Origin of the sequence: Winogradskyella sp. (assembly GCF_003712105.1) — a bacterium.
GTDB lineage: Bacteria > Bacteroidota > Bacteroidia > Flavobacteriales > Flavobacteriaceae > Winogradskyella.
This window is the reverse complement of sequence record NZ_RHLG01000003.1, coordinates 103,987-118,059: the sequence shown is the minus strand read 5'-3', so window position 1 is coordinate 118,059 and position 14,073 is coordinate 103,987. Positions and strand designations below refer to the sequence as shown.

Genomic DNA, 14,073 nt, shown 5'->3' with positions numbered 1-14,073 from the left:
GAAAATAGTTAGTTTTTTCTGATATTAACAATTCTTATGGTTATTTTTGTTTGCAATATATTACATACTATGAGCAAAAACACCTTATTTGATAATACCAAAACTGCCTTTACACTCAAATCAGATTCTGAACTAGAACGTGCTTATTTTTTATTCAAAATGATATCTAAAGAACCATTGGTTCGCATAGGTACTGCAGTAACAAAATTTGCCTTAAATGCTAGTTTACCAGTCGAAGGTTTAATTCGTTCTACGGTGTTTGATCACTTTTGTGGTGGAGTAAACGAAGATGATTGTTTGCCTGCAATTGAAAATATGTATAAAAAAGGTGTTAGTTCAGTTTTGGATTATTCAGTTGAAGGCAAAGCCTCTGAAGATCAGTTTGATGATGCCGTAAGCAAAATATTGAGAATTATCGAGTTTTGTGATGAGCGTGATGCGATGCCAATAGTTGTATTTAAGCCAACTGCGTTTGGACGTTTTCATTTGTACGAAAAGAAATCTGAAGGTGTTCGATTCTCGCCAGAAGAACAAGAAGAATGGAGCAGAGTAGAAGCTCGATTCCATAAGGTGTGTAAAACTGCTAAATCTGTTGATGTTGAAGTGTTAATTGATGGCGAAGAAAGTTGGATGCAAGGTGCTGCTGACGATTTAGTAGAGGATATGATGAGAGCTTATAATACTGAAAAAGCTATTGTCTATAATACGCTACAGTTATACCGCTGGGACAGATTGGAGTATTTAAAATCTTTGCATGAGCGTGCTAAAAAAGATGATTTTAAAATAGGAATGAAAATTGTTCGTGGTGCATATATGGAAAAAGAACGTGAACGGGCTGAAGAAATGGGTTATGAGTCACCAATATGTAAGGATAAAGCAAGCACCGATAAAAACTTTGATGAGGGCTTAACTTATATTTTAAATCATAACACGGATATTTCAGTTTTTATAGGTACGCACAATGAGGATAGTTGCTACTTGGCAATGGACTTAATGCGTGAATTAGGTATTGAAAAATCTGATAATAATGTTTGGTTTGGGCAATTATATGGTATGAGTGATCATATAAGCTTTAATCTTGCAGATGAAGGCTATAACGTGGCTAAGTATGTGCCATTTGGTCCGGTAAAAGATGTGATGCCTTATCTCATACGAAGAGCAGAAGAAAATACTTCAGTGGCTGGCCAAACCAATAGAGAGTTGGAGTTAATCAAGACTGAACGGAAACGTCGAAGAATTTAATTTGAGATTTCAAAGTCAATAATTTTTGCTACCAACTCACAGTTTTCGATCTTCATAATTACTTCTTTCTCTTTGTACGTATTTTCTATCTGATAAATTTTACATGTCTCGGGTTTTGTATCACTCTCAGAGAAGTTAACATCTCCATACTTTATAAGTTGTCTAATAATGACTGAATCAATTGCCTCTGAAAGAAGTGCTGTTTTGACCTCGTCTGTATAATTGAGCTTTTTGGTGTTAATATTTTTTACAGTTCTTGCATTAGGTCCATAATCACAGGATGCTTCTTTTCCGTTTAAAAAGAACATTAAGATGATTAGTCCTATAGCAAAGCCACCAAGATAATAACCAAGTCGTTGAATAAATTTCATGCTGAATGTAAAAAGTAATGTTGTAACGGGTATGTCTAAAAAATCAGCAAATTAGCATCGCTAAAATCTAAACCAAACCAATCTGCAACAGATTTATTAGTTAAAATTCCGTGGTAAAAATACAACCCATTTCTTAAACCTTTATCAAATCTTAGGGTGTTTTCTATACCACCATTTTCACCAATTTCGAGTAGGTAAGGTGTAAAAATGTTACTTATTGATACTGAGGCACTTCTGGAGTATCGTGCAGGAATATTAGGCACACAATAGTGTATAACGCCATTATATTCAAATGTTGGATGATCGTGAGTTGTGACTTCACTGGTTTCGAAGCAGCCACCCATATCAATACTAACATCTATGACTACAGCACCAGGTTTCATGTGGTCTACCATGGTTTTGGTTACAACTATTGGTGATCGGTTTTTTCCTCGTACAGCACCAATGGCCACATCGCAACGCTTTAATGCCTTCAAAACATTTTTTGGTTGCATTGTAGATGTGTATATGGTTGTATTGAGATTAGATTGCAAACAACGAAGTTTAGTAATTGAGTTGTCAAATACTTTGACATTAGCTCCAAGTCCAATGGCAGAACGTGCAGCAAATTCACCGACTGTTCCTGCACCGAGAATCACAATTTCTGTTGGTGGTACGCCACTTATATTACCAAGCATTAAACCATTACCACCATTAACATTAGATAATAGCTCAGAGGCAACAAGAACTGAAGCGGTACCAGCAATTTCACTTAGAGAACGTACAGCAGGATAAGCACCGTCTTCGTCTTTAATAAACTCAAATGCGAGTGCAGTAATACGTTTCTCCGCTAAGGCTTTAAAATAATTTTTATGTTGTGTCTTAAGTTGTAAGGCTGATATGAGTATGGTTTGCGGATTGATTAGCTTAATCTCATCCAATGAAGGTGGTTCTACCTTAAGTAAAATAGGGCAAGAAAATACCTTTGCAGTATCTTTAGTAACCTCAGCTCCAGCTTCACTATAATCTTTATCCTTAAAGTTCGCGCCTTTACCAGCATCTGACTCTACCATTACACGATGCCCATTAGCTGTAAGCGCAGAAACGGCGTCAGGTGTTAAGCATACCCGTTTTTCTTGAAAGTGCGTTTCTTTTGGGATACCAATAAAAAGTTCACCTTTTTGTTTGAGAATCTCTAGTGTTTCTTCTTGTGGGAGTAGTTGCGCTTTGGTAAACGGAGACAACGATTTACTCATTTGAGTTGATTAATTGGTTTGATAACTCAAATTACGAATAAAAATAAAATAAAGAAGATATAATTTTAAAAATACTGCTTAATCTTACCCCAAAGAGTTGTTGGTTTTAGCATAAATTCAGCTTCTAGTTCCTCCATGGTTTTGTCAGCCGTATTAATTTTATTAAACATTTGAGCTCTTACCAGATAAATAGAAGGTATAATCACAGCCATTACAGGAAACATGTATATCAGTTCAAACTTATCTATATCTGGAATGTTATCATTAAAAATATTGATAGTTTGGTATAGGTACATTGTTATTGGAACTATTAATACATGATACCACCAATGTTTACTCGTGAAAAACCAAATTAACAAAAACAGTAATGGTAGCATTTTATTGGTAAATGTCCACATTGCATAATTAGCATCCTCCCAACTTTTACTGTCATATGTAAACCATGAATTTTCCCATACTTGTGTAGTAGGTACATTTTCATACAAATAAAATAGGTACGGAGATGCACCAATGAATGTTGCAATCAACGTACCTACTATAATTGACTTCCTACTGTTCTTATCCTGCTGTAGGAACTTTTCTTTTCTTTTTCTTAAGTTCAGTTTTGGCTTGTCCATCTAGGTCAATGATATTAGTTGCTTCTGCAGTAAACAACATACCACCAAAAATGGCAATAGCTAAGATTAATTTTTTACTTTTCATAATTCAAGGGATTTAATTAATTAATTATGGTACAAATTTAAGTATGCATTTACCTTTAGATGAAACCACTTTGTGTTAAAATCCGATGAATTTTAAGTTTCTTATTACGGAAAAACCGTAATAGCTATACGCCTTTGGCAGTAATGTGTATGATATGTTTAGCCGCTATGTTGCATTTTTTCAGTTAAATTATTTGTTTCTATGGTTAGTTTGAGGGTTCTATTTTCTGTACTGTTTACCGCTATATCTATAATAGATAAGTGCTCAGGTAATAGTGGAGCTATACGCTCTGACCATTCCATAAATAACCAATGGTCGGAGTTTAAATAATCTTCTATACCAAAATTATAAGCTTCTTCAATATCTTCAATTCTGTAAAAATCAAAGTGAAAAACTTTATCGTTTGGGATAGAATATTCATTCACTATAGAAAACGTAGGGCTAGTAACACTATCGTTACTTCCCATAGCTTTGAGTAAAGCTTTAATCAATGTTGTTTTACCTACTCCCATTTCACCATTAAACACAACAGCCTTAGATTTAAGGTGTTTTAATAGTTGAGAAGCCGTAACATAAATGTCTTCTAGGTTATATGTAAACTCTTTTATAGCCAAAGCTCATGAGATTAAGGCTAGCAATATTACATAATTTTATCCAAAAAACCTAGAAAAAAGTGTATTTCGTCGGATTTTTATGCCTTACATGGAGTTATTTAGGGTCTAAAACCACGAACGGAATGATCATTTCTTCTAATGAAACACCACCATGTTGATAGGTGTTTCTGTAATAACTTACATAATGATTAAAATTATTTGGATAGGCCAAAAACAAATCACCTTTAGCAAAAATAAATGAGCTACTCATAGTTATAGAAGGTAGATGAATAGACTTAGGGTCTTTAACGGCAACAACATCCTTATCTTGATAGGTTAAGCTTCTCCCTGTTTTATATCTAAGATTTAAACTAGTGTCTCGATCTCCTATAACCTTTGTTGGTGCAGTTACATTTATTGTACCATGATCTGTGGTAAGTATTAACTTAAAATTGAGCTGTTGTGCTAATTGAATCATTTCTAGCAACGGAGAGTTTTTAAACCAACTCCTTGTTAATGAACGATATGCTTTATCGTTAGAGGCCAACTCTTTTACAACTTCCATTTCGGTTTTAGAATGTGATAGCATATCCACAAAGTTGTACACAACAACATTTAAGTCGTTATTTTTTAAACTTTTAAAGTTATCTACTAACTTTTTACCTGCTTTGAGACTAGAAATTTTATGATACTCATAACTTATATGAGTAAGACCTAATCGCTTTAATTGTTCTCTTAAAAAATCTTCTTCGTGTAAATTTTTGCCACCTTCATCAGTATCGTTCTTCCAATATTGCGGATATAGTTTTTCCATATCGCTAGGCATTAATCCAGAAAATATAGCATTACGAGCATATTGTGTCGCCGTCGGTAAAATACTATAGAACGATGTTTCAGATGTTTTTTTGTAGTAATTATTTACAATAGGCTCAAAAGCTCTCCATTGGTCATAACGCAGGTTATCAATAACAATAAGTAGAGTAGGTTGTTTATCACTTAACTCAGGGACAACCTTTTCTCTAAAGAGGTTATGCGACATTAAAGGTGCATCTGAGTTAGGCAGAAACCAATCTGCATAATTACGTTCTATAAATTTGCCAAATTGAGAATTAGCTTCAGTTTTTTGTGATTCTAATATATCTGTCATGCCAGCATCTTCAATATCTTCAAGCTCTAATTCCCAATAAATAAGCTTTTGATACAAGTCTACCCATTCTTCATAACTATTCACCATAGACAAATCCATAGCGATCTTTCGAAACTCTTGTTGATAGTTAGAAGTAGTTTTTTCAGATACTAAACGCGATAAGTCTAAGTTTTTCTTCAGGCTTAAAAGAATTTGATTTGGATTAACAGGTTTTATTAAATAATCTGCTATTTTACTACCAATGGCTTCTTCCATAATATATTCTTCTTCACTCTTAGTAATCATTACTACCGGAAGATTAGGCCGTTTTTCTTTTAACTCATTTAGTGTTTCTAACCCAGTTAAACCTGGCATATTTTCATCAAGGAATACGATATCAAAATTTACATCATCTATAATTTCTAAAGCTTCTGTACCACTTTGACATGTTGAAACTTCATAATCCTTTTTTTCTAAGAATAAGATATGAGGTTTAAGTAAGTCAATTTCGTCATCAACCCAGAGAATATTTATAGTGTTCATGTATATTTGTTTTTTGATTAATAAATTTTAAAAGTTGTCCAGTAACAAACTTAAAATATTTAACGACCCAATTTACGGTTTTATTACAATCCCTAATAGGCTTGTTTTTGATTTAATTGAGCATAGATATTTTCAGAGACTAAGACGTATTAGCCAAATGGGAATGTCTTATTTGGTATATCCAGGAGCGCATCATACACGTTTTCATCATGCTTTAGGAAGCATGCACCTTATGCAAAAAGCAGTGAATGTGCTTCGTTTTAAAGGGGTTAGCATTTCTGAAGACGAAGAATCTGCACTTTATGTCACTATCTTATTACATGACATGGGTCATGGTCCGTTTTCGCATGCGATGGAGCATAGCATTGTAGATGGTATTTCTCATGAAGAGATTTCTTTGGCTTTCATGGAAAAATTGAATGTTGAATTTAACGGAAATTTAACCACTGCCATCGAAATTTTCAAAGGTAAATATCCAAGACGCTTTATGTGTCAGTTAATTTCTAGCCAGTTAGACATGGATAGAGCTGATTACCTAAAGCGTGATAGTTTTTATACTGGAGTTGCCGAAGGAAACATTAATAGCGAGAGATTAATTACTATGCTTAATGTCGTTGATGATACTTTAGTCATTGAAGAAAAGGGCATTTACAGTGTAGAAAAGTTTTTAATCGCGAGACGCTTTATGTATTGGCAAGTGTACTTGCATAAAACTGGTCTAGTTGCAGAACAAATTTTAACGCGTGTTCTTAAAAGAGCAAAAGAATTAGTAAAGCAAGGTGTTGAATTAGATTGTAGTGCGCCATTGCAATTCTTTTTAAAAAACGACATTAATATCTCGAATTTTGATGAAGAGCGTTTGGAGGTGTTTTCAAGATTAGATGATTATGATATTGTTTCGGCAATGAAAGCATGGCAATATCATGATGATTTTGTTTTAAGTAATCTATGCGAGATTATAATTAACAGAGACTTATTACGTATTAAAATAAAGAATCAATCCATTAAGCAGTCTAGTTTAAAAACTCACCAAGAGGCTTTAATAGAAAAATATAATATTACCAGAGACGAAGCCAAATATTTTGTCTTTAGCGGTCAGATTTCAAACCAAGCATATCAAAGCTCAAGCAATCAAATAAATATTTTGCTGAAATCAGGAAAAACAAAGGATATTATTAAAGTGAGCGACCATTTAAACCTAAAGGCATTAAGCAAGCCAGTAACCAAATACTACATATGCTATCCTAAAAAGAAAATGTAATGCATTTTTTTCTATTTTTGCCACAACCAAGTAAAGCTTAAACCAATAACTATTGAAATTTACAGCTCAACAAATAGCCGGTATTTTAGACGGAAGCGTAGTAGGAGATGAAACAATAGAAGTCTCTAAATTATCTAAAATTGAAGAAGGAACTGAAGGATCCTTGACATTTTTGGCAAATCCAAAATACAAACCATATATATATTCAACTAAGGCATCAATTACTATTGTAAATTCTAATTTTGAAGCTGAAGAAGAACTGTCAACAACACTCATAAAAGTTGAAGATGCTTATGCAGCGTTTACCAAGTTATTAGAGTATTACAATCAGATTAAACTTAATAAATCAGGAATAGAAAATCCTTCGCATGTATCTGAGTCCTCAAAATTAGGTGAGAATATATATATAGGTGCATTCTCCTATATTGGTGATAATGTTTCAATTGGTGATAACGTAAAAATATTTCCAAACTCTTATGTTGGAGATAATGTAACAATTGGCGATAATAGCATTGTGTTTTCTGGAGGTAAAATATATTCTGAATGTGTTATAGGAAATAACTGTGTTATTAATTCGGGCGCTATAATTGGAGCTGATGGCTTTGGTTTTGCTCCGGATGAAAAAGGAGAATATTCTAAAATTCCTCAAATTGGAAATGTTATTTTAGAAGATAATGTAGATATAGGTGCCGGCACAACAATAGATAGAGCTACTTTAGGTTCAACCATAATAAGAAAAGGCGTAAAGCTAGATAATCAAATTCAAATAGCACATAACGTTGAAATAGGAAAGAATACTGTAATAGCTGCTCAGACAGGTATAGCTGGCTCAACCAAGATAGGTGAAAATTGCCAAATTGGTGGTCAAGTAGGTATTGTAGGACATATATCTATAGGTAATAATGTAAAAATTCAAGCACAATCTGGTATAGGACGTAATGTTAAAGATAATGAGGTACTTCAAGGATCACCAGCACTTGCATATGGAGATTATAACAAATCATATGTGTACTTTAAGAACTTACCTAAGATTGTTAAAAGTATTAATGAATTAGAGAAAAAGGTAAATGGCGATAATTAAAACCGATACTAAACAGAGAACCATCGAGAAAGAAGTCAAGCTTCAGGGTGTTGGTCTTCACACAGGTGATAATGTTACCTTAGTTTTTAAATCTGGCGAACCAAATTCTGGTTTTATTTTTGAACGAGTTGATCTAGAAGGTAGCCCAAAAATAGAAGCTGATGCAAACTACGTTACAAATACACAACGTGGTACATGCCTTGAAAAAAACGGTGTAATAATTCAGACTTGTGAGCATGTTTTAGCGGCATTGGTAGGTCTTGACATAGACAATGCATTAATTCAGCTTGATGCATCAGAACCTCCAATAATGGATGGCTCTTCTAAGTTTTTTGTTGAAGCTCTTGAAAGTGCAGGCATTGTTGAGCAAGATGCGTTTCGTGAAGAATATGTTGTAAATGAGGTAGTCTCTTACACCGATGAAGATTCAGGAAGTGAGATAATTCTTATGCCAGCTAAGAGTTACGAAGTCACTACAATGGTGGATTTCGGCACTAAGGTTTTAGGCACACAAAATGCTACTTTAAAGAAGTTATCAGATTTTAAAACTGATATTGCTGATTCTAGAACGTTTAGTTTTCTTCACGAATTAGAAATGCTTTTAGAACATGGATTGATTAAAGGTGGAGACTTAAATAATGCCATTGTTTATGTCGACAAAGAGCTTTCTCCTGAAACCATGGAGAAGTTAAGAGTAGCTTTTAATAAAGATGAAATTGCCGTTAAACCAAATGGAATATTAGACAATTTAACATTGCATTATCCAAACGAAGCGGCAAGACATAAGTTATTAGATGTTATTGGAGATTTGGCATTAATTGGTACAAGATTAAGAGGTAAGGTCATTGCTAATAAACCAGGACACTTTGTAAATACTCAATTTGCAAAGAAAATGTCTAAAATTATTAAAAATGAAAAGCGTAACAATGTTCCAAGTATAGATTTGAACGCAACACCATTAATGGATGTAAATCAGATTATGGATATGTTACCTCACAGGCAACCATTTCTGCTTATCGATAAAATCTTTGAATTGACTGACAGTCGTGTCATTGGAATGAAAAATGTCACCATGAATGAAGAATTCTTCAGAGGTCATTTCCCAGGAGCTCCAGTAATGCCAGGTGTATTAATCGTGGAAGCCATGGCGCAAACTGGTGGAATCTTAGTTTTAAGTACTGTTCCTGACCCAGAAAATTACCTGACGTTTTTCATGAAAATAGATAAGGTAAAGTTTAAGCAAAAAGTAGTTCCAGGAGACACACTGATTTTTAAATGTGATTTAATTACGCCTATTCGAAGAGGAATATGTCATATGCAAGGTTATGCCTATAGTAATGGAAAACTTTGTGCTGAAGCTGAATTAATGGCCCAAATTTCAAAAGTAAAATAAGAATGAATCAACCACTAGCATACGTACATCCAGGTGCAAAAATTGCAAAAAATGTAGTTATTGAACCCTTTACAACGATCCATAATAATGTGGTAATAGGAGAAGGTACATGGATTGGTAGTAATGTAACTATAATGGAAGGCGCACGTATTGGAAAGAATTGTAATATTTTTCCGGGTGCTGTAATATCTGCTGTACCTCAAGATTTAAAATATAATGATGAAGATACAACTGCAGAGATTGGTGACAATGTTACGATAAGAGAATGTGTTACGATTAATCGTGGCACAGCTGACCGCATGAAAACTGTAATTGGCAACAACTGCTTAATTATGGCATACTGTCACGTTGCTCATGATTGCATTGTTGGTAACAATTGTATTTTTTCAAATAATAGCACATTGGCAGGGCATATTACAGTAGGTGATTTTGTCATTCTAGCTGGTATGACAGCTGTACATCAGTTTTGCTCTATTGGTAATCATGCATTTGTAACAGGTGGTTCATTGGTTAGAAAAGATGTTCCTCCATATGTAAAAGCAGCAAGAGAACCATTATCTTATGTTGGTATTAACTCAGTTGGATTGCGCCGTAGAGGCTTTACCACCGAAAAAATCAGAGAAGTACAAAGTATATACCGAATACTTTATCAAAAAAATTATAATAATACTCAAGCTTCTGAAATCATAGAAGCAGAAATGGAAGCCACACCAGAGCGCGATGAAATTCTTCAGTTTATAAAGAATTCTCACAGAGGTATAATGAAAGGCTATTTTAAATCAAACTAAACAAAACAGAATGGCAAGCACATCGGATATAAGAAATGGATTATGCATTAGGTATAACCATGATATTTACAAAATAATTGAGTTTTTACATGTAAAACCTGGGAAAGGTCCAGCATTTGTAAGAACAAAACTTAAAAGTGTTACTTCGGGTAAAGTCATAGATAACACATTTTCTGCTGGTCATAAAATTGAGGATGTAAGAGTTGAAACTCATAAGTTTCAATATTTATATAATGATGGTGATACATTTCATTTTATGAATACTCAAGACTATACACAAATTGAATTACAGAAAAAGGTATTAGATGCTCCAGATTTAATGAAAGAAGGAGAAGTAGTAACAGTATTAATTAACACCGAAGATAATTCACCATTATCTGTAGAAATGCCTGCTAGTGTTATTCTAGAAGTAACACATACAGAGCCAGGTGTCAAAGGAAATACTGCGACGAATGCTACAAAGCCTGCAACTGTGGAAACTGGCGCAACAGTTAATGTCCCTTTGTTTATCAATGAAGGCGATAAAATAAAGATTGAAACTGAAAAAGGGACTTATAAAGAACGTATTAAAGAATAATTACTTTGAAATTTCCTAGAGTATATAAATTAAAAGAAATTGCTGAAATCATCAACTCTGAATATGTAGGAGCTGATGATTTTTCAGTTTTAGGCATGAATGAAATTCATGTCGTAGAACCAGGTGACATTGTTTTTGTTGATCATCCAAAGTACTATGATAAAGCACTTAACTCAGCTGCAACAATAATTTTAATAAATAAAGAGGTTGAATGCCCTGAAGGTAAAGCATTATTAATTTCGGACGATCCATTTCGTGATTTCAATAAGTTAACAGATAAGTTTAAAGCTTTTGTAAAGTCAGATTTATCTATATCATCAACGGCTCAAATCGGTGAGAATACGGTTATTCAACCAAATTGCTTTATTGGTCATAATGTTGTTATTGGTAATAACTGCGTAATTCATTCTAATGTAAGTATCTATGATGATATAGTAATAGGAGATAATGTTACTATTCATTCTGGTACTGTTTTAGGAGCTAATGCATTTTATTACAAAAAAAGACCTGAAGGTTATGATAGACTAAAATCTAGTGGTAGAGTAGTAATAAAAGATAATGTAGATTTGGGTGCTTCATGTACTATAGATAGAGGAGTTACCGCAGATACAACCATAGGTGAAGGCTCTAAACTTGATAACCAAATACAAGTAGGGCACGATACCGTGATAGGTAGAAATTGTCTTATTGCTTCTCATACAGGTATTGCAGGTTGTGTAATTATTGGAGATGATGTAACCATTTGGGGACAAGTTGGTATTACTAGTGGTATTACTATTGGAGACAAAACTGTAATCTCAGCAAAAGCAGGTGTTAGTAAATCTTTAGAAGGCGGTAAACATTATTTTGGAATACCGGCTGAAGATTTTAGAACAAAATATAAAGAGATTGCCTCTATCAAGAAAATCCCTGAAATACTTGAAAAACTTAAGAACCTAAAATAATGTCTCCTAAAAGTATACTCGAAAAATTTTACAATTCTGACTTGGCAAATGACCCGAATGTTGTCCAAGACTTTTTTCACCAAGAATGTGAATTACATTGGAATAGTAGTAACGGATTTGCCTTATTAAAATATAAAGACATTGATGCTTTTTTTCAAGGTGTAAGAGCATCATATAACAACTTAAGATTTGTTCATACACATCTATTAGAAAGTGGTGATGCGGTTACTAGTCGCCATCATCTTTATGCCCAAACGATTGAAGAACCTGATGAGGAAGTCCTTTTAGCACATTTTATAGCTATCTGGGAAGTAAAAGATGGTAAGCTTTTTCGCTGTTACGAATTAAGCCAACTTGCTGACGATAAGACTTTAAGCTCTTGACCAAATAATTACTACAAACAATTCGCAAATAAGTCGTAAAAGACTTATTTTTGCATCGTTTTTAAACCTAAAAATTTTCAAAAGTTAAATGAGCGTTTTAGTCAATAAAGATTCAAAAATAATAGTACAAGGATTTACTGGTAGTGAAGGTACGTTTCATGCTGGTCAAATGATAGAATACGGTACTAATGTGGTCGGTGGAGTTACACCAGGTAAAGGTGGTCAAACACATTTAGACAAACCAGTTTTTAATACTGTAGCCGAAGCTGTAGAAAAAGTAGGAGCTGATACAACTATAATTTTTGTGCCACCAGCATTTGCAGCAGATGCGATTATGGAAGCTGCTGATGCAGGAATCAAGGTTATTATTACTATCACAGAAGGAATTCCTGTAGCTGATATGATTAAAGCTGCTGATTATATTAAAGATAAAAATTGCAGACTAGTAGGTCCTAATTGTCCAGGAGTAATTACTCCAGAAGAAGCTAAAGTTGGTATCATGCCAGGTTTTGTATTCAAAAAAGGAAAAGTAGGAATTGTTTCTAAATCAGGAACGTTAACATACGAAGCTGCTGACCAAGTTGTTAAACAAGGTTTAGGAATTACAACAGCAATTGGTATTGGTGGTGACCCAATAATTGGGACAACGACTAAAGAAGCTGTTGAATTATTAATCAATGACCCAGAGACTGAAGCTGTTGTAATGATAGGTGAAATAGGTGGTCAATTAGAAGCTGATGCTGCAAACTGGTATAAGGAAAGCGGAAGTACAAAACCAATTGTAGGTTTTATTGCTGGTGAGACTGCACCTGCTGGACGTACAATGGGTCATGCTGGAGCTATTGTAGGCGGAAGCGATGATACAGCACAAGCTAAAAAGAAAATTATGAGAGCATGTGGCATTCACGTAGTGGATTCTCCTGCTGAGATTGGTAAAAGAGTCGCAGAAGTACTTAACTAGTCTCAATCACAATACTGTTAAAAACCTTACAAAATCTTGTAGGGTTTTTTTATTTGGTGCAATTTGTAATTTATATATTTGAAATAGATAAAACCAAACAACCACAATAATAACATGAAATTACTTGAAGGAAAAACAGCTATAATAACTGGAGCATCAAGAGGAATAGGTAAAGGTATTGCTGAGGTATTTGCCGAGCATGGTGCCAATGTAGCATTTACTTATAGCTCATCTGTAGATGCAGCAAATGCATTAGAAAAAGAGTTAAATAGTAAAGGAGTTAAAGCCAAAGGTTATCAGAGTAATGCCGCGAGTTTTGAACAAGCTCAACAACTAGCTGAAGATGTTTTAGAAGAATTTGGAAGCATTGACATTCTTGTAAATAATGCAGGAATAACAAAAGATAACCTCCTAATGCGTATGGGTGAAGAAGATTTTGATAAGGTGATTGAGGTAAATCTTAAATCGGTTTTTAATATGACCAAAGCTGTTCAGCGCACAATGCTAAAACAACGTAAAGGATCTATAATAAATATGAGTTCTGTTGTTGGGGTTAAAGGAAATGCAGGACAGACAAACTACGCAGCATCAAAGGCTGGTATTATAGGTTTTTCTAAATCTGTCGCTCTAGAATTAGGCTCAAGAAATATAAGAAGTAATGTTATTGCTCCAGGTTTTATTGAAACTGAAATGACAGCTAAATTAGATGAAGATACTGTTAAGGGCTGGCGAGCTGCTATTCCTTTAAAACGAGGTGGAACACCTGAAGATATTGCCAATGCTTGTGTGTTTTTGGCATGCGATTTGAGTGCTTACGTAACTGGTCAGACATTAAATGTCGACGGTGGTATGTTAACGTAATACATTGATTAT

General features: G+C 34.0%; 16 protein-coding genes. 10 read left to right on the top strand and 6 right to left on the bottom strand.

Annotated features, from left to right (window positions below; translation table 11 throughout):
• The first annotated feature begins 69 nt into the window (after positions 1 to 69).
• Positions 70 to 1,242 carry a proline dehydrogenase family protein gene (locus ED556_RS08435; RefSeq protein WP_296322125.1) on the top strand — a complete coding sequence of 391 codons (1,173 nt, stop codon included), beginning with the start codon at positions 70 to 72 and terminating at the stop codon, positions 1,240 to 1,242.
• Here the strand turns inward: ED556_RS08435 and ED556_RS08430 are convergent.
• The 6 genes from ED556_RS08430 to ED556_RS08405 all read right to left on the bottom strand — a co-directional run bounded on the left by ED556_RS08430 (position 1,239) and on the right by ED556_RS08405 (position 5,812).
• The gene (locus ED556_RS08430) at positions 1,239 to 1,613 is read right to left on the bottom strand and encodes a hypothetical protein (protein WP_296322122.1); all 375 of its coding nucleotides are present in this window, start codon (positions 1,611 to 1,613) and stop codon (positions 1,239 to 1,241) included. The two genes, ED556_RS08435 and ED556_RS08430, sit on opposite strands and share 4 nt — an antisense overlap.
• Positions 1,614 to 1,648: 35 nt before the next feature.
• A complete protein-coding gene (locus ED556_RS08425) occupies positions 1,649 to 2,848 on the bottom strand; it encodes an alanine dehydrogenase (RefSeq protein WP_296322119.1) in 1,200 nt (399 codons plus the stop codon).
• 65 nt (positions 2,849 to 2,913) lie between these two features.
• Complete coding sequence (locus ED556_RS08420) at positions 2,914 to 3,375, bottom strand: hypothetical protein (protein ID WP_296322115.1); 462 nt, start codon at positions 3,373 to 3,375, stop codon at positions 2,914 to 2,916.
• 31 nt (positions 3,376 to 3,406) lie between these two features.
• Positions 3,407 to 3,550, bottom strand: a complete 144-nt coding sequence (locus ED556_RS08415) for a hypothetical protein (protein ID WP_296322112.1) — start codon at positions 3,548 to 3,550, stop codon at positions 3,407 to 3,409.
• A gap of 158 nt (positions 3,551 to 3,708) precedes the next feature.
• Positions 3,709 to 4,164 (bottom strand): tRNA (adenosine(37)-N6)-threonylcarbamoyltransferase complex ATPase subunit type 1 TsaE, encoded by a 456-nt coding sequence (tsaE, locus tag ED556_RS08410; protein WP_296322110.1) that lies wholly within the window; start codon positions 4,162 to 4,164, stop codon positions 3,709 to 3,711.
• A 94-nt stretch (positions 4,165 to 4,258) separates the two neighbouring features.
• A complete protein-coding gene (locus ED556_RS08405; RefSeq protein WP_296322107.1) occupies positions 4,259 to 5,812 on the bottom strand; it encodes a PglZ domain-containing protein in 1,554 nt (517 codons plus the stop codon).
• Positions 5,813 to 5,846: 34 nt separating this feature from the next.
• Between ED556_RS08405 and ED556_RS08400 the strand changes: the two genes are divergently transcribed.
• The 9 genes from ED556_RS08400 to fabG all read left to right on the top strand — a co-directional run bounded on the left by ED556_RS08400 (position 5,847) and on the right by fabG (position 14,061).
• Complete coding sequence (locus ED556_RS08400; RefSeq protein WP_296322102.1) at positions 5,847 to 7,073, top strand: HD domain-containing protein; 1,227 nt, start codon at positions 5,847 to 5,849, stop codon at positions 7,071 to 7,073.
• Positions 7,074 to 7,125: 52 nt separating this feature from the next.
• Complete coding sequence (lpxD, locus tag ED556_RS08395) at positions 7,126 to 8,154, top strand: UDP-3-O-(3-hydroxymyristoyl)glucosamine N-acyltransferase (protein WP_296322099.1); 1,029 nt, start codon at positions 7,126 to 7,128, stop codon at positions 8,152 to 8,154.
• Positions 8,141 to 9,547: a bifunctional UDP-3-O-[3-hydroxymyristoyl] N-acetylglucosamine deacetylase/3-hydroxyacyl-ACP dehydratase gene (locus tag ED556_RS08390; RefSeq protein ID WP_296322096.1), complete on the top strand. Its 1,407-nt coding sequence runs from the start codon at positions 8,141 to 8,143 to the stop codon at positions 9,545 to 9,547. The genes lpxD and ED556_RS08390 overlap by 14 nt, the downstream gene beginning before the upstream one ends.
• A 2-nt stretch (positions 9,548 to 9,549) precedes the next feature.
• On the top strand, positions 9,550 to 10,335 hold the full coding sequence (gene lpxA, locus ED556_RS08385) for an acyl-ACP--UDP-N-acetylglucosamine O-acyltransferase (protein WP_296322094.1): 786 nt from the start codon (positions 9,550 to 9,552) through the stop codon (positions 10,333 to 10,335).
• A 10-nt stretch (positions 10,336 to 10,345) separates the two neighbouring features.
• Positions 10,346 to 10,912, top strand: coding sequence for an elongation factor P (gene efp / locus ED556_RS08380; RefSeq protein ID WP_296322091.1), 567 nt, complete (start codon positions 10,346 to 10,348; stop codon positions 10,910 to 10,912).
• Positions 10,913 to 10,917: 5 nt separating this feature from the next.
• Positions 10,918 to 11,856 carry a UDP-3-O-(3-hydroxymyristoyl)glucosamine N-acyltransferase gene (locus ED556_RS08375; RefSeq protein WP_296322088.1) on the top strand — a complete coding sequence of 313 codons (939 nt, stop codon included), beginning with the start codon at positions 10,918 to 10,920 and terminating at the stop codon, positions 11,854 to 11,856.
• Complete coding sequence (locus ED556_RS08370) at positions 11,856 to 12,239, top strand: nuclear transport factor 2 family protein (protein WP_296322086.1); 384 nt, start codon at positions 11,856 to 11,858, stop codon at positions 12,237 to 12,239. The genes ED556_RS08375 and ED556_RS08370 overlap by 1 nt, the downstream gene beginning before the upstream one ends.
• 88 nt (positions 12,240 to 12,327) lie before the next feature.
• A complete protein-coding gene (sucD, locus tag ED556_RS08365) occupies positions 12,328 to 13,200 on the top strand; it encodes a succinate--CoA ligase subunit alpha (RefSeq protein ID WP_296322082.1) in 873 nt (290 codons plus the stop codon).
• 114 nt (positions 13,201 to 13,314) lie between these two features.
• The gene (gene fabG, locus ED556_RS08360; protein WP_296322080.1) at positions 13,315 to 14,061 is read left to right on the top strand and encodes a 3-oxoacyl-[acyl-carrier-protein] reductase; all 747 of its coding nucleotides are present in this window, start codon (positions 13,315 to 13,317) and stop codon (positions 14,059 to 14,061) included.
• Positions 14,062 to 14,073: the final 12 nt, after the last annotated feature.

Bases quoted from the DNA above. Each gene is read 5' to 3' on its own strand.
- ED556_RS08435 (WP_296322125.1), top strand. From the start codon at position 70: ATGAGCAAAAACACCTTATTTGATAATACCAAAACTGCCTTTACACTC.
- ED556_RS08430 (WP_296322122.1), bottom strand. From the start codon at position 1,613: ATGAAATTTATTCAACGACTTGGTTATTATCTTGGTGGCTTTGCTATA.
- ED556_RS08425 (WP_296322119.1), bottom strand. From the start codon at position 2,848: ATGAGTAAATCGTTGTCTCCGTTTACCAAAGCGCAACTACTCCCACAA.
- ED556_RS08415 (WP_296322112.1), bottom strand. From the start codon at position 3,550: ATGAAAAGTAAAAAATTAATCTTAGCTATTGCCATTTTTGGTGGTATG.
- ED556_RS08405 (WP_296322107.1), bottom strand. From the start codon at position 5,812: ATGAACACTATAAATATTCTCTGGGTTGATGACGAAATTGACTTACTT.
- ED556_RS08390 (WP_296322096.1), top strand. From the start codon at position 8,141: ATGGCGATAATTAAAACCGATACTAAACAGAGAACCATCGAGAAAGAA.
- lpxA (WP_296322094.1), top strand. From the start codon at position 9,550: ATGAATCAACCACTAGCATACGTACATCCAGGTGCAAAAATTGCAAAA.
- efp (WP_296322091.1), top strand. From the start codon at position 10,346: ATGGCAAGCACATCGGATATAAGAAATGGATTATGCATTAGGTATAAC.
- ED556_RS08370 (WP_296322086.1), top strand. From the start codon at position 11,856: ATGTCTCCTAAAAGTATACTCGAAAAATTTTACAATTCTGACTTGGCA.
- sucD (WP_296322082.1), top strand. From the start codon at position 12,328: ATGAGCGTTTTAGTCAATAAAGATTCAAAAATAATAGTACAAGGATTT.
- fabG (WP_296322080.1), top strand. From the start codon at position 13,315: ATGAAATTACTTGAAGGAAAAACAGCTATAATAACTGGAGCATCAAGA.